Annotated in this window: 17 protein-coding genes; 11 read left to right on the top strand and 6 right to left on the bottom strand. The window is 70.4% G+C overall.

The annotated features are described in order from the left end of the window. The first annotated feature begins 1 nt into the window (after position 1). The 3 genes from QMO76_RS18965 (at position 2) to QMO76_RS18955 (ending at position 3,432) form a co-directional block, all read left to right on the top strand. A complete protein-coding gene (locus QMO76_RS18965) occupies positions 2 to 1,306 on the top strand; it encodes a class I SAM-dependent methyltransferase (protein WP_306362648.1) in 1,305 nt (434 codons plus the stop codon). Positions 1,307 to 1,334: 28 nt separating this feature from the next. Continuing rightward, the gene (locus QMO76_RS18960; RefSeq protein WP_306362647.1) at positions 1,335 to 1,889 is read left to right on the top strand and encodes a TetR/AcrR family transcriptional regulator; all 555 of its coding nucleotides are present in this window, start codon (positions 1,335 to 1,337) and stop codon (positions 1,887 to 1,889) included. 73 nt (positions 1,890 to 1,962) lie between these two features. Continuing rightward, a complete protein-coding gene (locus QMO76_RS18955) occupies positions 1,963 to 3,432 on the top strand; it encodes an SDR family oxidoreductase (RefSeq protein ID WP_306362646.1) in 1,470 nt (489 codons plus the stop codon). A 26-nt stretch (positions 3,433 to 3,458) separates the two neighbouring features. Here QMO76_RS18955 and QMO76_RS18950 read toward each other — a convergent pair whose 3' ends face one another. Continuing rightward, entirely contained in the window at positions 3,459 to 4,748 is a 1,290-nt protein-coding gene (locus QMO76_RS18950; RefSeq protein WP_306362645.1) for a PQQ-binding-like beta-propeller repeat protein, read from the bottom strand. A 269-nt stretch (positions 4,749 to 5,017) separates the two neighbouring features. On the opposite strand from QMO76_RS18950, the gene QMO76_RS18945 reads away from it, so the two are divergent. The 4 genes from QMO76_RS18945 (at position 5,018) to QMO76_RS18930 (ending at position 9,913) form a co-directional block, all read left to right on the top strand. Beyond that, a complete protein-coding gene (locus tag QMO76_RS18945) occupies positions 5,018 to 5,755 on the top strand; it encodes an acyltransferase (RefSeq protein WP_306362696.1) in 738 nt (245 codons plus the stop codon). A gap of 30 nt (positions 5,756 to 5,785) precedes the next feature. Continuing rightward, complete coding sequence (locus QMO76_RS18940; protein WP_306362644.1) at positions 5,786 to 6,325, top strand: DUF1697 domain-containing protein; 540 nt, start codon at positions 5,786 to 5,788, stop codon at positions 6,323 to 6,325. A 122-nt stretch (positions 6,326 to 6,447) separates the two neighbouring features. Continuing rightward, positions 6,448 to 8,622 carry a hypothetical protein gene (locus QMO76_RS18935; protein ID WP_306362643.1) on the top strand — a complete coding sequence of 725 codons (2,175 nt, stop codon included), beginning with the start codon at positions 6,448 to 6,450 and terminating at the stop codon, positions 8,620 to 8,622. Positions 8,623 to 8,668: 46 nt separating this feature from the next. Further along, positions 8,669 to 9,913: a VWA domain-containing protein gene (locus tag QMO76_RS18930; RefSeq protein ID WP_306362642.1), complete on the top strand. Its 1,245-nt coding sequence runs from the start codon at positions 8,669 to 8,671 to the stop codon at positions 9,911 to 9,913. 111 nt (positions 9,914 to 10,024) lie between these two features. On the opposite strand, the gene QMO76_RS18925 is transcribed toward QMO76_RS18930, so the two are convergent. Genes QMO76_RS18925 through QMO76_RS18915 form a run of 3 tightly spaced genes read right to left on the bottom strand, consistent with a single transcriptional unit; the run spans position 10,025 to position 13,666 of the window. Then, a complete protein-coding gene (locus QMO76_RS18925) occupies positions 10,025 to 11,287 on the bottom strand; it encodes a glycosyltransferase family 4 protein (RefSeq protein ID WP_306362641.1) in 1,263 nt (420 codons plus the stop codon). A gap of 37 nt (positions 11,288 to 11,324) precedes the next feature. Further along, on the bottom strand, positions 11,325 to 12,887 hold the full coding sequence (locus QMO76_RS18920; RefSeq protein ID WP_306362640.1) for a glycoside hydrolase family 57 protein: 1,563 nt from the start codon (positions 12,885 to 12,887) through the stop codon (positions 11,325 to 11,327). Continuing rightward, positions 12,884 to 13,666 (bottom strand): bifunctional 2-polyprenyl-6-hydroxyphenol methylase/3-demethylubiquinol 3-O-methyltransferase UbiG, encoded by a 783-nt coding sequence (locus QMO76_RS18915; protein ID WP_306362639.1) that lies wholly within the window; start codon positions 13,664 to 13,666, stop codon positions 12,884 to 12,886. The genes QMO76_RS18920 and QMO76_RS18915 overlap by 4 nt, the downstream gene beginning before the upstream one ends. A 184-nt stretch (positions 13,667 to 13,850) precedes the next feature. Here QMO76_RS18915 and QMO76_RS18910 point away from each other — a divergent pair, with 184 nt between their 5' ends. The 3 genes from QMO76_RS18910 (at position 13,851) to QMO76_RS18900 (ending at position 16,275) form a co-directional block, all read left to right on the top strand. Further along, complete coding sequence (locus QMO76_RS18910) at positions 13,851 to 14,636, top strand: electron transfer flavoprotein subunit beta/FixA family protein (RefSeq protein ID WP_306362638.1); 786 nt, start codon at positions 13,851 to 13,853, stop codon at positions 14,634 to 14,636. A 35-nt stretch (positions 14,637 to 14,671) separates the two neighbouring features. After that, entirely contained in the window at positions 14,672 to 15,631 is a 960-nt protein-coding gene (locus QMO76_RS18905) for an electron transfer flavoprotein subunit alpha/FixB family protein (RefSeq protein WP_306362637.1), read from the top strand. 227 nt (positions 15,632 to 15,858) lie between these two features. Next, a complete protein-coding gene (locus tag QMO76_RS18900; RefSeq protein WP_306362636.1) occupies positions 15,859 to 16,275 on the top strand; it encodes a hypothetical protein in 417 nt (138 codons plus the stop codon). A 37-nt stretch (positions 16,276 to 16,312) separates the two neighbouring features. Here QMO76_RS18900 and QMO76_RS18895 read toward each other — a convergent pair whose 3' ends face one another. Next, positions 16,313 to 16,720 (bottom strand): DUF1707 domain-containing protein, encoded by a 408-nt coding sequence (locus QMO76_RS18895; protein ID WP_306362635.1) that lies wholly within the window; start codon positions 16,718 to 16,720, stop codon positions 16,313 to 16,315. Between the two features lie 56 nt (positions 16,721 to 16,776). Between QMO76_RS18895 and QMO76_RS18890 the strand changes: the two genes are divergently transcribed. After that, on the top strand, positions 16,777 to 17,715 hold the full coding sequence (locus QMO76_RS18890; RefSeq protein ID WP_306362634.1) for an aminoglycoside phosphotransferase family protein: 939 nt from the start codon (positions 16,777 to 16,779) through the stop codon (positions 17,713 to 17,715). Positions 17,716 to 17,748: 33 nt separating this feature from the next. On the opposite strand, the gene QMO76_RS18885 is transcribed toward QMO76_RS18890, so the two are convergent. After that, the gene (locus QMO76_RS18885; protein ID WP_306362695.1) at positions 17,749 to 18,606 is read right to left on the bottom strand and encodes a LysR family transcriptional regulator; all 858 of its coding nucleotides are present in this window, start codon (positions 18,604 to 18,606) and stop codon (positions 17,749 to 17,751) included. Positions 18,607 to 18,636 lie beyond the last annotated feature (30 nt).

The raw sequence follows: 18,636 nt of genomic DNA, 5'->3' as shown, positions 1-18,636 counted from the left end.
GGTGGGCTACGCCTTCACCCGCGACGATGTCGCCTATCTCGGCAGCGCGGCCGGTGCGGCCGCGCTCGCCGAGGCCGACCGGCTGCCGCTGACCGCCGCGACCCTGCTGCGCGACCTGGAGCGGCTGCGACGGGAGTTCGGTGACCGCGCCGCGGCGCTCGTGGAAACGGTGCGCCTGCGCCGCCGCGCGGCCGCCAAACTCGACGGTGCCGCGCGCTGGCTGTGCACCGACGACGCCCTCCAGCAGGCGACCCCGACGGCCGTGGCCCGGCACCGGGCGCGACGCCTGGCCGGACGCACCGTCCACGATGTCACCTGCTCCATCGGCGCGGAGCTGGTCGAGCTGTCCCGCGTCTGCCCCGCGGTCGTCGGCAGCGACCTGGATGCTGTGCGACTCGATATGGCGGCACAGAATCTGAATGCTGTTCGTCTGGAGGCGCTTTCGCAAGGTCTGCGCCCGAGCGGCGCGACGCCGACCGCCGTGGCCGGTGCGCCGTCCGAGGACGCGGCGGCGGCATCCGCCGGACCGGGGCGGATGCCGGAGTCGTGCGGGGCTCGGAATGTGTTGTTGGCGAAGGCCGATGCGCTGGCACCGTGCAGCACCGCCGAGGTGGTGATCGCCGACCCGGCGCGCCGGGCCGATGGGCGGCGCACCCATGATCCGGCCAAGCTGCAACCGCCGCTACCGGATCTGCTGGCGGCCTACGCGGGGCGGGATCTGGTCGTGAAATGCGGTCCCGGACTGGATTTCGACCGGCTCGACTGGGCCGGTGAAATCGAGGTGGTGTCGCTCGACGGTGCGGTGCGCGAGGCATGCCTGTGGTCGGCGGGGCTGGCGGAGGCCGGGGTGACCCGGCGGGCCACCGTGCTGTCCGCGAGCGGCGTCGGGTGGAGCATCACCGACGCGGAACCCGACCACATACCCGAGCGGGAGCCGGGGGAGTGGATCATCGATCCCGACGGCGCGGTGGTGCGCGCGGGTCTTGTTCGCCACTACGCCGCGAAACACGGCCTGTGGCAACTCGATCCGCGCATCGCCTATCTGACCGGCGATACCGTTCCCGAGGGCGTGCGCGGTTTCCACGTCCGGCACCGGATGGGCTTCAGGGAGAAGCCGCTGCGCGCCGAACTGCATCGCCGCGACTGCGGTCCGCTCGAAATCCTCACGCGCGGTGTGGATATCGATCCCGATGCGTTGCGAGGACGGTTGCGGCCGCGCGGCTCCCGGCCGCACACCCTGGTCATCACCCGGATCGGCCGCGCACCGACGGTCTTCGTGTGCGACACCCCGGCCCCGATTGCATGAATATGTAGATCGGTCTATTGTTGGCGGCATGGGAAAGAAGGGTGCCGAGACGAAGTCCAGGCTGCTGGCGGCCACCGGCTCGCTCATGGAGTCGCGCGGCTACTTCGGCACCGGTCTCAATCAGATCCTGGAGGTCAGCGGCGCGCCGCGCGGATCGCTCTACTTCCATTTCCCGGGCGGCAAGGACCAGATCGTCGCCGAATCGCTCGAACAAGCGGGCGCGGAGATCGCGGCCATCATCGATACGGCCGAGGCCGCCGATGCGCGCGAGTACCTGACACGGCTCGTCACCGTGCTCGGCGACCGCCTGGAGTCGTCGGATTGGACCAAGGGCTGTCCGGTCGCCGGGGTCGCCCTGGATGCCGCATCCTCCAATGATGCTGTCCGGCAGGCATGTTCGGCCGTCTACCGGCGTTGGGAGGAGGGGTTGCGCCGCCGCCTGGACGAGTACGGGCACCCGGAACCCGAACGGCTGGCCACCGCCGCCCTGGCGCTGCTGGAGGGCGGGCTGATCCTCGCGCGGGCGCACCGCGACCGGCAGCCGCTGCTCGGCATCGCCGCCACCATTCGGTCACTCGTCTGAATCGAGGCCGCCGTCCGGGCGGCCTTTCTTCGGATCACGAAATATGTAAATCGGTCTACTGAAAGTAGGAATCATGTCCGACACCATCGTGTTCGGCGCCGCCGGATTCATCGGCCGCTCCCTGGTGCTCGAACTGCTGCGTGAGGGCCGCGCCGTGGTCGCGGCGGTACGGCCGGGCAGCCGCGACCGCCTCACCGCCTGGCTCGCCACCCAGAACGCCGACACCTCCGGCCTGACGATCGCCCACGCCGATATCACCCGTCCCGGCCTGGGCCTGGAACAGGAGTTCGGGGATATTCGCGATGTCTACAACACCGCCGCGCTCATGAAGTTCGGCCTCGACGCGGACGAGGCGCGCCGGGTGAACGTCACCGCCGCGCTGGCCGTGGCGCGCTGGGCGAGCCGCCGACCGCAGTTGCGCCGCCTGGTGCACATCACCGGGTATCGCGCCGCGGTCGGCAACGGATCGGAGAACGACTATCACCGTGGCGCGTACGAGGCGTCGAAACTGGAGGCGGATGCGGCGCTGCGCGAACTCGCCGACGAGCTCGGCATCGCACTGACCATCGCCAATCCGGCCTCTGTGCTCGGCCCGGGCCAGTACTTCGGCCTCTCGGACATCGCCGACAACCTGTGGCGTGGCCGGTTGCCCGCGCTCCCCGGCCGTCGCGATACCTTCGTCCCGGTCGTCGAGGTCGACTATGTGGCGCGATTCCTGGCACGACTGCCCGAGCTGCCCGAGACCGCCGGTCGGGCCTACACCATTCTCGACTCCGCCACCCCGGATCTACCCGACCTGGTGCGGCTGCTCGCCGACCATGTGCGCGTACCCGCCCCGAAGTTCAGCATCCCGGTGCCGGTGCTGCGGGCACTGCCCAGCGCGGTCACCGGGGTCGATCCGGAATCGCTGGCCTTCATCGCGGGCGACCGCTACGACACCTCCGATGCCGACGCGGTGGCCCGGTCGATCGGCCTCCACCACCGCCCCGTGGGCGACGTGCTGCGGGACTGGGTCGACGGCGTCGTCGCCACCCGGCACGGTGCCGTACCCGCGCGCACGGGCGGCTTCCGGAGCGGCCTGTGGCGCACCGGTGCCGCCGTCGATCCCGAATACGTGCTGCTGCACGGTCTTCCGTTCGACAGTGATTCCTGGGCCGAGGTCTCCGCGGCTCTGGGCGCACCCGTACTGGCTGGCTCACCCCTCACCGCCCCCGCGCTGAAGCGGCTGCCGACACCGAAACTGGCCGAGTTGCTCGGCGTTCCGGACGGCCCGGCGGTGGCCAGCGCCGCCGCCAACCTGCACCGCCCGGGGGTGGCCCGCCGCACCGTCGCCGCCCTCGCCGCCGCCAGCACCTCGCACTGGCGCACCGTGCGAGCCGAACAGCTCGCCCGCGTGCGCGTCCCGATCGACATCATCACCGGTTCGGGCGACCCGTTGACGGTGGCGACCGCGCACCCCGTCACCACGGTCGACGGCGCGGGGCACAACCCCCACGTCTCGCACCCGTCCCGCATCGCAGACCTGCTGGCCGCCCGCCCGTGAGGTGCGGCGGCGGGCGGCGGAGACGGTTACGCCTCCGGCTTGAACACGAACAGTTCGCCGATCCTGGAGGCCACCACGACCTCGCCCTCCGCGCCCACCGAGGTGCTCTCCGTGGTGCCCCGTGCCCCGGGTAGCTCGTCGGAGTCGACGGTCGCGCCGGTCTCGGTGTCGAAGGTGATCAGGGTCAGCGCCCCGCCGAGGGTGGACACCGCGTAGCCGGTGCCGCCCGCGGTCTGCACCGGCCGTCCGCGCAGCGCCAGATCCTTGCGCTCCCAGGCGATCTCGGAGCTGTCGCCGTTGTCGCGCACCGCCATGAGGTGGCCGTCGTCGCCGGAGGGCACCAGCAGGCCGTCGGCGACCGAGACCGAACCGCGGAGCGGGAAGCCCACGTCCCGCGACCATCTGGTGCGGCCGTCGGCGGAGTCGACGGCGATCAGCCGACCGGCGTTGTCGCCCACGTAGACGGTGGAGCCGTCGGCGGACAGCGCCGGGCTGGTGGCGCTGCCGCCGGTCAGCATGGCCGCCCGCCACTCCTCGCGCACCGCCTTGTCGCCGTAGGTCAGGGCCACCAGTTCGGCGGTGCCCTCGCCGGGTCGCCAGACGGTCGCGTAGAAGCGTCCGGTCTCCCGGTCCACGGCCGAGACGTTCGCCACCGGGCACCGGGGGCCGCCCGTGGCGCAGTCCTCGAGCCCCTGCCCGTCCGGTGGGCGGTTCAGGCCCGGATTCTCCAGCGGATCGGGTTCGCCCAGCAGTTGATAGGTGGAGACCACGCGCTCCCCGGTCTGGCGGCTGAGCACGTCGACCTGGCCGGACTGGGTCACCGACAGCACGTGGCTGTCGCCGGTGAACTGCACCGACACCGGCACCCCCGCGACCGGCGTCCGCCAGCGCGGCTGGCCCAGCGCATTGAAGGAGTTCATGCCGCCGTCGTCGCCGACGTAGATGTTGGTGCCGCTGTCCACCGCGCTCGCGGCCTGAATGGCGCTGGGGCCCAGGGGATTGCAGAAGCGTTTGCGCCCGGTGCCCATCTGGAAGGAGAACAGTGTGCAGGGGGAGTCGGTGCGGGTGGTGACGAACAGCTGTCCCTCGGGCCCCACGGTGACGGGTGCGGCGATGGGTCCGCCCACCGGGCGCGTCCAGTCCAGCGCCAGCGCGCGTGATCCGGTGACCGGGGTGGTGCCGCTGTTGCGGGCGTCGTGGAAGGCGACCGGCCAGCCCTTGCCCGGCCCCGCGGTGATGTCGTCGACATCGGTACCGCAGGCGGTGAGGGCGAGCAGCCCGGTGGCCCCGAGCGTCACCGCCGTGCGCCAGGGCACGACGCGATGCCGGGTCCGGTCGGGGCGTATGCGCCGCTCACTGCGTCCGGTCTGCCGCCTGCCGCTTCGCACCTGCTGGTGTCCCTTCTGCCAGTACCGAAACTCCGGGTTCTTCGTCGGGGCTGATGCAGCCGGAGCACAGCCTACTTTCGCGCCCGTCGGCGGGGACCGATACCCTCGTCTAAACGATCCAGCTGTCCGCGCCGGGTCGCGGACAGCCGCCGCCGGAACGGCGGCGCCAGGAAACACAGGAGCAGTTCGTGACGAGCATGTGGGGCGCACCGCTGCGCTCGCGTTGGCGGGGGTCGCGGCGCCGGGATCCGGAGCAGGCGCGTTTTCTGACCATGGCATCGCTCAAGTGGGTGCTCGCCCATCGCGCGTACACGCCCTGGTATCTGGTGCGGTACTACCGCCTGTTCAAGTTCAAACTGGCCAATCCGCACATCGTGTTGCGCGGAATGGTGTTCCTCGGCCGCAATGTGGAAATTCACGCGACGCCGGAGCTGGGTCGCATGGAGATCGGCCGCTGGGTGCACATCGGCGACGGGAACGCGTTGCGCTGCCACGAGGGTTCCCTGCGCATCGGCGACAAGGTGGTGTTCGGCAAGGACAATGTCGTCAACACCTACCTGGATATCGAGATCGGTGAATCCACCCTGGTCGCGGACTGGTGCTACATCTGCGACTTCGACCATCGCATGGACGACATCGGCATGCCCATCAAGGATCAGGGCATCGTGAAGAGCCCGGTTCGCATCGGCCCCGACACCTGGATCGCCGCCAAGGTCACCGTGCTGCGCGAGACCCGGGTGGGGCGCGGCTGTGTGCTGGGCGCGCACGCCGTGGTCAAGGGCGATATCCCGGACTTCAGCATTGCCGTGGGCGCGCCCGCCAAGGTGGTCAGGAATCGCAAGGAGGCGTGGGACGCCGCCGCCGAGGCCCGCGCCGCGCAACTGGCCGCGCTGGCCGATATCGAGCGCAAGAAGAACGGCGTCGCCGCCTCCTGAGTGTCGGTTCGCCCCGGTAGGTTCGGCGGCATGAAACGCTATGCCGCCTTCCTGCGCGGGATCATGCCGAGCAACCCGAATATGCGCAATGAGAAGTTGCGCGCAGTGTTCGAGGGTCTCGGTTTCGAGGGCGTCGCCTCGGTGCTCTCCAGCGGCAATATCGTCTTCCGCGGTGCGGAGACCGACGTTCCGGCCCTGGAATCCCGCATCCAGGAGGCGTTGCGCGGTGAACTCGGCATCGGCGGCGGCACGCTCATCCGCGGTTACGAGGAGCTGCGGGCGCTGGTCGACGCCGATCCCTTCGAGGGATTGACGCATTGCCGGGAGACCTACCTGACCGTCACCTTCCTCCGCGCCGACACCCCGCCGCCGTCCGCCCCCGATGAACTCGACGCGACCGTCCGGGTCGTCGGCTACGACCCGGCGGCGCGGGCGGTGCTGTGGGTGGTGGACAACAGCGCGCCGAACGGCGCGGGCTTCATGACGTGGCTGGAACGGCAGTACGGCAAGGACATCACCACGCGCACATTTCTCACGGTGCAGCGCGTCCTGAAGAAAATGGATTCCTGACCAATTCGAAAAGGGTTGATTTACAACGCAACCCTGCTGCTGTGACGGTGGAACATATGGCATGCTGTCGCGCAGCAGTGCGGCGAGAGTAGGGGCGATTGTCCGACTTAGGGGGTAGATCCTTGTTGGTTCGCAGGGCCGAGGACCTGGCCCGAGCGGTGCGGGAGCGGGAACAGGAGAATCTGGCCCTGCTCTGGATGTCGCGTGCCGAATACGACCGAAGTGTCGAATATGACCGAATTCGATTCGAAAGCTGGGCTCCTGAAGCCGAATACGAGGACCCGGCCATTCGCACCGTGCGGCGCATCGGCGAATACTATCCGCACCGCACCGGCGATCGCCTGGTGATTCTGGGCGAGCCCGGCGCGGGCAAGGCCGTCACCCTGCTCGGCCTGCTGCTCGCCCGGCACGCCGCACGCGACGGCCTGCCCGCCGGGGAACGCGGTCCGATCCCGGTGCGAGTGGATGCCAGCACCTGGAACCCGTTGACGCGCAGCCTGACCGGATGGCTCGCCGAGCGCATCGCCCGCGACTACGGACTGCACACGATGGTGGTGCGGCGACTGGTGGAGACCGGTGCGATCCTGCCGATGCTGGAACGCGCCGACGCCATGGATGTGCCGGGGCGCGAACCGATTCGGCTGCGCCGCGCGATCGAGCAGCTCGACGCCGACGAATGGGCGGACCGGCCGTTGGTGCTGGGCTGCGATGCCGACGTCTATCAGCGGCTGCGTGCCGACCGTGCGGCGCTGACCGCGGCGACGGTGATCGAACTCCAGCCCATCGGCACCCAGACGGTGCTGGAGCGGCTCAACGAGATGCGGGTCGATCCCAGCTACGACAGCGATACCTGGAAGCCGGTGGTGTGGCGGCTGGTGGAGAGCCCGGACGGTCCGCTGGCCCGATCCCTGCGCACCCCACTGCGTTTCACGCTCGCCGTGAGCTATCTGCGGCGCACCGACGCCGACGACATCGTGCGGCTGGCCTGCGCGGGCAGTGAGGCCGAGGTGTCCGCGCTGCTGCACTCGGCGGTGCTGGGCGCGGCGGTCGACGCCACCGCGCGCACCGCGGGCGGCGACGCCTATCCCGAAGCGCACGTGCATCGCTGGCTGCACGGTCTCGCGCGCTATCTGGGCACCCGGCCGCGCTCCGGCCGCATCGACACCGTCTTCGGCCGCGACGACATCTGGGAGCTGGTCGGCAGGCGGTCGCGCCTGCTGCACGCCACGCTCGCCGCGGTGCTCGGCTTCATCCTGCTCGGCTACGCCTACGGCATGCTGACCACGCGCTACGCCTGCCTGCCCACCTCCTCCGGGGAGGGGTTGTTCGGGCTGTTCGGATGGTCCTGCGCGGCACCGGCTTTCGATCTCGACCCGCTGCTGATCCCGCTCGCCCTGCTGTGCGGGGTGGTGAGTTCGGCGCCGACCTGGACCCGCCAGTCCTGGTCGCCCGTGGCGAGCGTGCCCGCCCGGGTGGGCGCGACGGCCTTGTTCGCCGGACTGGTGGTGGCGCTGGCGGTCGATATCGCCTGGTGGGAATACCGGCCCATGGAATCGGCCCGCACCCTCGCCATCGGCCTGGCCGTCTCGGCCATCGCCGCGGCCGCGGTGGCCGCGCGCGGCTGGTCGGGCAGCACCTCCCGCCTCGTCGAGCGCGCCACCCGGTTCGCCGCAACGGGTTTCGTGGTCGGGCTGGCGGTCACGGTGGCCCAGGCCGCCGCCATCGCCGACGCCGCGCCCACGCCGTGGCTGCACGATCGGGTAATCCTGCTGGTCGGCCACGGCATGGCCGGGGTGGCGGGAATCTGGCCGATCGCCGCGCTGCTCGCCGCCCTGCTGGCCTTCCTCGGCCCGGTGCTGGAGAACCGCTTCCTCGAACCCGCCGCCGACTACCGCTGGCTGTTCCGGTGGGGCCGGACCGGATGGGTGCTGCTGCTCGCGGCCGCGGCGCTGCTGGTGATCGGCTACCTCACCGTCATGATCGTGACCCACCGGTCCGGGCCGCGCCTGGCGCTGTTCACGGCCGTGGTGGCGGTGCTGGTGGTGGGCGGCGGCGGCGCCGTCGTCCGCCGGGTGCGCTACTGGTGCGCCTGTCTGGTCCTGCTCGGCAGCGAGCAGTTCAGCGCCCGCCCGGCGGAATTCCTCGACTGGGCGCACCGCGCCGGCCTGCTGCGCGCCGGCGGCGGCCACTACCAGTTCAGCGACGAATCCTTCCGCCGCTGGCTGCTGGCGAACCCGTTGCCCCGCACCGCATCCGACCCCCGGCCCGCGACCGCACCGGCGCTTGCCCGGACGTAGCGGGTTAGGCTGCGCGGGTTCATTGGGATCGACATCTGGAGTGGTTGTGGCTCGAGCACTGATGAAGGGGCAGAACGCGGCGCTGCCGGTCGCGGAGTTGACGGTCGCGGTGCGCACCGACGCCGCGGCCGATATCGCGGCGCTGCTGCTCACCTCGCGACGGCAGGTGCGCTCGGACGCCGATTTCGTGTTCTTCAATCAGCCACAGGGCCCGGGGGTGCGGTTGACGGGAGCCGATGGTGAGCTGTCGTTCTCGCTCGGCGCGGTGCCCGCCGACGTGGACGCCGTGCGGGTGGTGCTCACCCTCGGCGATGCGGGCGACACCTTCGGACGGCACGGCGCGCCCTCGGCCAGCGTGCGCGATGCGGCGGGAAATCCGCTGTACGAGTACACGATCGAGGGTCTGACCAGCGAGTCCGTGGTGATCGCGCTGGAACTCTACCGGCGCGGACCGGACTGGAAGGTGCGAGCGGTGGGGCAGGGGTACGCGGGCGGTTTCGCGGCGCTGGTCACCGATCACGGTGTGACGGTGGACGATGCGCCGGAGGCCGCCGAGCAGCCGGTGGTGCGTTCGGTGCCCGGTGAGGAGCGGCTGTCGGCCGACGAGCGGCGGCGGCTGGACCTGAGCAAGCGCGAAGTCGCCAAGGTGCTGTTGGTGAAGCAGGCCGCGACGGAGCGGGCCCGGGTGGTGCTGGTGATCGACAAGACCGGCAGTATGCATCGGCTCTACCGGGACAAGGTCGTGCACCGCGTGGTGCGGCGGATGATCCCGGTGGCCGTCCAGCTCGACGACGACGGTGTGCTCGAACCGTACCTGTACGCCAAATCCTTTCTGCGACTGCCGAATGTGACGGTGGACCAGGCCGAGTCGTGGTCGCAGACCTATCTGCACGTCTACGGCACGCACGGCGGTATCGACTACAAGCCGATCGGGGCGGTGAACTCCGAGGTCCCGATCATCAGCGAGATCATGTCCACGCTGCGCCCCGGCGACGCGCCGACCCTGGTGCTGTTCTTCACCGACGGCGGCTTCTCCGACAAAACGAAGATCGCACGCCTGATGCGCGAAGCCGCCCGGCTGCCCGTGTTCTGGCAGTTCGTCGGTCTGGGGCGGGCCGACTACGGTCTGCTGCGCAGCCTCGACGAACTCGACGGCCGCGTGGTCGACAATGCGGGGTTCTTCGCGGTCGACGATATCGACCGCATCGACGATGCCGAACTCTACTCCCGGCTGCTCGGCGAATTCCCCACGTGGCTCACCGCCGCCCGCGCGGCCGGTGTGCTGCGCTGAATCGCCGCGGCTGTCGGCGTGGCGCTCGTCTCGGTCGGCGCCGGGACCGGGCGCACCTGTTCGCTACGGTGACCCGGTGCGCGCACGGGAGCGGCGCGCGCATCGTCGGTGTCAGTACGGCTGGTTCGGATCGCGTTCCGGCAGTGGGCGTTCCATGATGACCGGGCGGGACAGCGGGGTGCGGACGCGGCGTTTGGCGGCCTGGTAGACCAGGGCGGTTTCGGCGGCGACCACGTCCCAGGCGAAGTCGGCGGTGAGGCGTTCGCGGGCGGCCCAGGCGCGGTCCTGGGCGGCGGGCTGGTCGTCGAGGACCGAGAGGGCCGCGTCGACCAGGCCGCTGACGTCGGCGGGCGCGAAGGACGCGCCGGTGACGCCGTCGGTCACCAGTTCACCGAGGCCGCCCGCGGTGGAGGTGACCAGCGGGGTGCCGGCGGCGGCCGCCTCCAGCGCCACGATGCCGAACGGCTCGTAGCGGCTGGGCAGCACGATCGCGTCGGCGCTGTGCAGCCAGCCCAGCAGGTCGGTGTGGTCCAGGCGGCCGGCGAAGTTGACGGCGCGGGCCACCCGGTGCGCGCGGGCGCGCTCGCGCAGCCAGTCGAACTGGGTGCCGACCCCGGCGATGGTCAACGTCGTTCCGGGATGCGCTTTCCGGATGCGGGGCAGGGCGGCGATGGCGTCCTGCACGCCCTTCTCGTACTCCAGGCGGCCGACGTACAGCAGGCGCGGCGGACCCGAGCGGGGAGCGCGCTCGCGGAATGTCCACGCGCCCACGTCGATTCCGTTGCGGATGACGGCGAGCGGGGTGCGCTCGGGGTTGTAGAGGCGCTCCACCTCCTCCCGCATGGAGGCCGAACAGGTGATGAGCGCGTCGGATTCGTGCGCCAGCCACCATTCCACCGAATGCACCTGCCGATTGACCCGGCCCGACACCCAGCCGCTGTGCCGCCCGGCCTCGGTGGCGTGAATGGTGGAAACCAGTGGCACGTCGTAGAACTCGGCCAGCGCGATGGCCGGATGCGCGACCAGCCAGTCGTGGGCGTGCACCACATCCGGCGCCCAGCCCTCGCCGATGCCGGGTTTGGTGAGCGCCACCCCGGCCCGCACCATGGCGTGCCCCATGGCCAGCGTCCAGGCCAGCATGTCCTCGCCGAAGTCGAAGCACGGCGGATCCTCGGCCACCGCCACCACCAGGACGCCGTCCTCCACGAAGGAGTGGGTGGGGTGGGTGCTCGCGTCGGTGCCCATGGGCCGCCGGGCCAGCACCACCACCTCGTGTCCGGCGGCGGCCAGTTCGGTGGCCAGGTGGTGGACGTGGCGGCCCAGCCCGCCGACTACGACGGGCGGGTACTCCCACGACACCATCAGAATTTTCATCGGGGTCCTTCTGTAACTGTGCGGCGTCCGCGGACCCCTACGTGGTTACGCAAGCTGCCTCCTCCGGGGCCGTCGCCCCCGCCGGGGCGGCAGGGCCGAGTCGGCGCGCGTCCAGCGCCGGGAAGAGTCCGTCGGCCGCGCTCCATCCTGCCGCCAACCGCCGGGCTTTGGCGAGTTGCCCGGCCGAAATGGCGGCCGCGATCTCGCGGACGGCGTGGGCGTGCTGATGGGCGCGGTCGCGGGCGTAACCGGCGGCCGAATCCTTCGACACCATGAACGCCCAGTCACTGGAGACGGTGAGGATGGCCTCGCGCAGCAGCTGGTCGGCCACCGGATCGCGCAGGCCGTCCTGGTCGGTGCGCATCTTGTCCAGGGTGTCCAGGGCCAGCCGCACGATCTCGGCGTCGAGGTCGACCAGATCGCGCACCTGATCCCCGGCCCACACCCGCCAGTCCTTGCCCGAACCCCACGACGAGTCGGCCAGTTCCACGCGTTCGCCCACGTAGCCGCGGGCGCGGGCGTCGGCGAGGGTGCCGACGGTGACCCCGGCCTCGGGCAGTGCGCGCAGCACCTGTTCCAGCCACCGCGGTCCCTCGTGCCACCAGTGCCCGAACAGTTCGGTGTCGAAGGCGGCCACCACGAGGGCCGGGCGGCCGATCCGCTCGGACTCCGCGAGCAGGCGTTCGCGCACCGTCTCCACGAAGTCCGCGACATCGCGTTCGACGGCCGCGGCGGCGAGTTCCGGATCGTAGGGAGCCTTGTCCGGCCCGGCCACGGTCTTGCCCGTGACCCGCGCGGGCTTGAGCCCGGTGGCGTGATCGTAGTGATGGAAATCACGATAGTAGGGCTGACCCGGATAGCCGGATTTCGGCGACCACACGCGATAGGACACGTGCAGATCGCGGCCGAACACCACCACGTCGGAGTCCCACACCGGCCGCCCGAGGGTGGTGTCACCGCGCAGCGCGGGTCCGTCGCACAGGAAGTGCGAGATCCCGGCCGCCGCGTAGTCCCGCTCCATGCCGGGGGTGAATCCGCATTCGGGAGCCCAGATGCCCGCGGGCGTGTGGCCCCACCGCTGTCGCGCGTCGGCGAGGCCCTCGCTGAGCTGGTAGGCGCGCAGCCGCTGGTCCAGCAGCGGCTGGAAGGGGTGCGCCAGCGGCCCGCCCAGCAGTTCGATGGCGTCGGCGTCGATGAGTTCGCGCCACACCGGCGAGGCCCCGTGTCGCCAGCGCGTCTCGAAGTCCGCGAGCGCCGCCGTGGCGAGCCGGTGTTCGTGCGCGCCGAGTGCGGTATTCCCACTCATGGAGGCTTCGTCCGCGCGCAGTCGCCAGTTGCCCAGCCAGTGGTGCATGCCGGACAGGCAGTGCGGGTCGTCCAGCTGCGCCGCCAGCACCGGCGTGATGCCCAGGCTCAGCAGATGCGAACGGCCTTCGGCGGCAAGGCTTCTCAGTACCCGGGCCACCGGCAGGTAGGACGCTGCCCAGGACTGGTAGAGCCACTCCTCGCCGACCGGCCACCGCCCGTGGTGGGCCAGCCAGGGCAGGTGCGAGTGCAGGACCAGCGTGAACTGGCCCGGAACCGCGGACTTCGCGCTCACGGTTTCACCGCGACGGCGACCAGATCGAGGCTGGCGTCGATATCGGAGTCGGAGTCGGCGAGCAGGTCGAAGTCGTCGATGGACACCGCCGCCACATCGGCGGCCAGCTCGGCGGGCCACGGCTGTCCGGCGACCGCCCGCTCGATCTGCGCGTCGATGATCGACCCGCCCCACTTCTGGTCCAGTGCGGCCAGGGTCGCGCCGTGGAACACGCCGCTCATGACATCGACCCGGAAACCGGCCTCGACAAGCAGTTCGGTGAGTTCGGCGGCATCGAGTTCCCGGGTGTGGAAAGGATTGAGCGGCGTATCGCGCCCCGGCGAGAAGGTGATGCGATTGGGGGTGCTGATCAGCAGCTCGCCGCCGGGCCGCAGCACCCGCAGGCATTCGCGCACGAATTGCGCCTGGTCCCACAGGTGTTCGATGACCTGGAAGTTCACCACCACGTCGACCGAGGCGTCCTCGAGCGGCAGTTCGGCGAGATTGCCCTGGATCATCTCCACCCGTGGGTACTTGGCCCGCACGTGCGCGACCGCGGAGTCGTCGTAGTCCAGCCCGATGACCCGCGCGGCCACGCCGGCGATCATGTCGGCCCCGTAGCCTTCTCCGCTGCCGGCCTCGAGCACGGTCTTGCCCGCGCAGCGCGGTAGCAGTCGGGCGTAAGCGATTTCGTGGCGGCGGAACCAGTAGTTCTCCTCGGCGATGCCGGGCACCGTCCGCTCGCCGGTCAGCGGCAGCGGATCGGCGTGGTCTTCGGGGGATACAACGGCATCGCTCACCCGTCCGACGTTAGCGGTTGCCTGTATCACACTCGGCGTCGGAGGGGGGTCATGCAAAACATCACAGCCTAAGTTACCCACGAGTAACTTAACGTAGGGTAATGTCCTGGCCGAGCTACACATGTGGGCAGTCGTGCGACCGCCACACCCCAGTGCCACCAGAACAGGAGGTCGACGAAGACCAATGCCGAACATCGTCGTACTGATCAAGCAGGTTCCCGACACCTGGTCCGAGCGCAAGCTGACCGACGGTGACTACACCCTCGACCGCGAGGCCGCCGACGCCATCCTCGACGAGATCAACGAGCGCGCCGTCGAAGAGGCGCTGCTGATCAAGGAGGCGCAGGGCGGCGAGGTCACCGTCCTGGCCGCGGGTCCGGCGCGGGCCACCGAGGCCATCCGCAAGGCGCTGTCCATGGGCGCCGACAAGGCCATCCACATCCAGGATGACGCCATCCACGGCTCCGACGCCGTGCAGACCTCCTACATCCTCGCCGCCGCGCTGGGCCAGATCGAGGGTGTCGAGCTGGTCATCGCCGGCAACGAGTCCACCGATGGCCGCGCCGGCGCCGTCCCGGCCATCGTCGCCGAGTACCTGGGCCTGCCGCAGCTGACCCACCTGCGCAAGCTGACCGTCGACGGCGACAAGGTCACCGGCGAGCGCGAGACCGACGAGGGCGTGTTCAAGCTGGAGGCCAGCCTCCCGGCCATCGTCTCGGTCAACGAGAAGATCAACGAGCCGCGCTTCCCGTCCTTCAAGGGCATCATGGCCGCCAAGAAGAAGGAAGTGCAGACCTTCACCCTGGCCGACCTGGGCGTGGACCCCGAGACCGTGGGCGTTGCGAACGCCGGCACCCAGGTGACCGGTGTGACCCCGAAGCCGCCGCGCACGGCGGGCGAGAAGATCGTCGACGAAGGTGAGGGCGGCAACCAGATCGCCACCTACCTGGTCGGCCAGAAGGTCATCTAAAGCCCCCGAGCACTACGAACTTCAGGAGAAAGACAATGGCAGAAGTACTCGTGCTCGTGGAGCACGCCGAAGGTGCCCCCAAGAAGGTCACCACCGAACTCCTCACCGCCGCCCGCTCGCTGGGCACCCCGGCCGCCGTCGTGGTCGCCGCCCCCGGCACCGCCGACAAGCTGGGTGACGCCCTGGCCGCCGCCGGCGCCGAGAAGATCTACGTCGCCGAGTCCGACGACGCCGAGGGCTTCCTGGTGACCCCGAAGGTCGACGTGCTGGCCGGGCTGTCCGAATCCGCCTCCCCGGCCGCGATCCTGGTCGCCGCCACCGCCGAGGGCAAGGAGGTGTCGGGCCGCCTCGCCGCCCGCATCGGCTCCGGTCTGCTGGTCGACGTCGTCGCCGTGAACGGTGACGGCTCGGCCGTGCACTCCATCTTCGGTGGCGCGTTCACCGTCGACGCCAAGGCCACCGGCGACGTGCCGGTGATCTCGGTGCGCCCGGGCGCCATCGAGGCGGCCCCGCAGAACGGCGCCGGCGAGAAGGTCGTCGTCGAGGTGCCCGCCCAGGAAGAGGGCGTCGTCAAGGTCACCGCCCGCGAGCCGATCGTCGGCGGCGACCGTCCGGAGCTCACCGAGGCCGCCATCGTGGTCTCCGGTGGCCGCGGCGTGGGTTCGGCCGACAACTTCGGCAAGGTCGTCGAGCCGCTCGCGGACGCCCTCGGTGCCGCCGTCGGCGCGTCCCGCGCGGCCGTCGACTCCGGCTACTACCCGGGCCAGTTCCAGGTCGGCCAGACCGGTAAGACGGTCTCCCCGCAGCTGTACGTCGCCCTCGGCATCTCCGGCGCCATCCAGCACCGCGCCGGCATGCAGACCTCGAAGACCATCGTGGCCGTCAACAAGGACGAAGAGGCCCCGATCTTCGAGATCAGCGACTACGGCATCGTCGGCGACCTGTTCAACGTCGCTCCGCAGCTGACCGAGGCGGTCAAGGCCCACAAGGGCTGAGCGCCCCCCGGCGCATCCGCCTCTCCGCGCTTCTCGCGGGCGGGTCGGCGGCGTGATTCGTCACGTCGCCGACCCGCCGCCCGCGCGGGTCGGGGCGGTCGGTGCCCGACGAGTTACCCTCGACTCGCCGAATCAGTTGTCGCGTCAGTGATCTGATTCGGCGATTCGTGCTTTCAGGGGGAATGGTGCGTGGTCGGTTCGATCCTCGGCGCAAGAGGGCCGAGGCGGTGGCCGCCGAAAACCGCGATGCGGCGGTGGAACTCGATCTGTCCGAGGTGGTCGCCGCGCTGCACTGGGATCTGGCGGAGTGGCTCGGCACCGATGCGCCGCCCAAGGTGTTCGACCGGATCTCCGGTGCGCTGGACGAGGGATTCACCTCGGTGGTGACCACCGGACAGGCGGTGGACCGGGAAACCCTGTTGTCCGGGCTGTGGTCGGCGCGCAATGCCCAGCCGGGCTTGCGGATCGAGGTGTCCGAGGTGGGAGAGATCGCGCGGCGGCCGGGGCTGGTGGTGGCGCGGTTCATGGCCGCGAACACCGTGGGGGAGCTGACGACACGGCGGCGGGTGACCGCCGTGCTGGTGACCGACGGCCAGCGGCATCTGTGGCGGTCGGTGCACGAGACGCCTTTCGCCGGAAGCTGATCGGGCACGGTGTCGGCGGTGAGGTTGCCGTGAGCGCCTAGCGGGCGCGGCGACGCTGGTCTCGGGTGGTGATGATGCCGATGGTGGTGGGTATGAACAGGGCCAGGCCCCACGGCACCATCACCCAGAACGGCCAGAAGTAGCCGAGGCCGGTCGCCAGCCAGATCACCACGCACAGCAGGTTCACGAAGACCCAGGGCGTCCACATGATCTTCACCCAGGTGGGGATGTCGGAATCGGCCGGGAGCGGGCGGCGGGCGGGCCGCTGCGCGGGCAGGTCGGAGGTCAGCGGAATCAGTTCGCCGTAGGTCTTGGCGGCGTAGACCTGTTGCAACCGCTCGTCGAATTCGTGGAGGCCGAGGCGGCCTTCGTCCACGGCCAGTCGCAGCCGGCTGACGATCTTCTCGCGGTCCGCGTCGGACGCCCGCAGATTCTCGGAGCTCACGAAGTCAGAGTAGGTCGAATGACCGACCCGCGCCCGTGCAATGCGATGCTGGTGCGGTGACCTTGCCCGACGACGTCGCCGAGAACATCCGTGAGATCTTCGAAGAGCGCGGGGAGCACTGGTTGGCGGCCCTGCCCACGGTGATCGAGGAATGCTGTGCCGCATGGGGACTGGAGGTGATCGGCGACGCCTTCGGGGGCGGCACCCACTCCTGGGTCGCGCCCGTGCGCCGCGCCGACGCCAGTCCGGCGGTGCTCGAGATCCCGGTGGTCGATCCGGAGAACATCGGCGAGGCCGGGGGACTGCATTGCTACGGGGGTGACGGCGCGGTCCGGCTCTACGAGTTCGACCCGAATTCCGGTGCCATGCTGCTGGAATGGGCTCGCCCCGGCACTGCGCTGCTGGACCAGCCGGGCTTCCCGAGCCTCGAGGGCAGGCCGGAGTACGTCGACAGGATCGAGTTGGCCTGCGCGCTGTACCGGCGACTGCGCCGCGAGCCGACCGGCGTTCCCGACCATATTCCGCCCCTGCCCGAGGCCACCGGCATGGTGCAGGAGTGGATGGCGATGTTCACCGACCCCGAACCCGTGGTGGCGCAGGCGATCCCGGCGCGACTGCGGCGGTCGGCACTGGACTGGTGCGAGCGCGTGGCGGTCCCGGACGGTCCGCTGCTGGTGGTCAACCGCGACACCCACCTCGGCAATATCGTGGCGGCCGAACGTGAACCGTGGCTGCTCATCGACCCCAAGCCATACCTGGGCGAGGCCGCCTTCGACGCGGGCTTCCTGATCATGATCCAGGTGCAGTGCGACCCGGCCCCCGCGCACGCCCGTAGCGTCGTCGCGCGCACGGCGGCGGGCCTGGGTGTCGACCCGGAGCGCGCCCGCGGCTGGGCGTTCCTGCGCGCCATGGAGGAGATCGTCTGGGCCGTCGAGGACGAGGAACCGGAGGATCTGCGCCTGCACCTCGCCGTGGCCGGGGCGCTCCACCACTGACGCGGCCGGGACCACTGACGCGGCCGGGCGCGATCAGGCGCTGTGCAGGGCCGCCAGCAGCGTGGTCAGGATGGGGGAACGGCGCACGTCGCTGCGGGTCACCGCCGACACCGGCACCCGCAGCGGCCGCCCCGCCAGCCGCAGCGTGGCGATGCCCTCGGTCTGGCTGTCGGCGTACAGGATGGTCCAGGCGTCGGGGCGATTGATGAGTTCCATGGTGGCCGTGTGGTCCGGCGGGATGGGCGGTCCGAAGGCCGGACCGGTGGGCAGATCGGCGAAGGCGGCGCGCACCACATTGTGCAGCAGCACCTGATCGGATTCCGGCGGCAGCAGCAGCGGGTACGAACCGAGGTCGGCGAAGGTGACGTCCTCGCGCCCGGCCAGGGGGTGGGCGGTGGAGGTGGCGATGACCAGATCCTCCACCCAGAGTTTCTCCACGGTCAGTCCGGGCTGGTCCACGCTGCCGCGGATGAGCGCGAGGTCGCAGTCGCCGTCCGCCACCGCCTGGATGCGCTGCCGGAACGGCTTGATGACGAATTCGATTTCGGCCCCCGGATGCGCGGCGCGTGCTCCCGCGATCGCCGACAGTGATCTTGTTGCGAAGGACATGTTCGCCGCCAAGCGAATTCTCGGTCCGGAAGCCCGTACAGCTGCGCGAATAGCCGATTCCAGGCTCAGCATTTGTTTCGCAAGAGGAAGTAGCCGGGTGGTCGCGTCGGTGGGCACCACCGAGCGGGTCGAGCGTTCGAAGAGGGTCACGCCGAGGTCACGCTCGAGTCGGGCGATCTGGTGGCTGATGGCCGACTGGGAGATGAAGCAGCGCGTCGCCGCGCGGCTGAAACTCAGCTCCTCGCAGACGGCGACGAAGTACGCCAGCTGTCGCAGCTCCACTCGATGATCTCCATTCATGATCAAACTAGA

Origin of the sequence: Nocardia sp. CC227C, from assembly GCF_030767025.1 — a bacterium.
In the GTDB taxonomy this organism is placed as follows: domain Bacteria; phylum Actinomycetota; class Actinomycetes; order Mycobacteriales; family Mycobacteriaceae; genus Nocardia.
The sequence above is the reverse complement of the archived record's forward strand: the minus strand, read 5'-3'. Positions and strand labels throughout refer to the sequence as shown.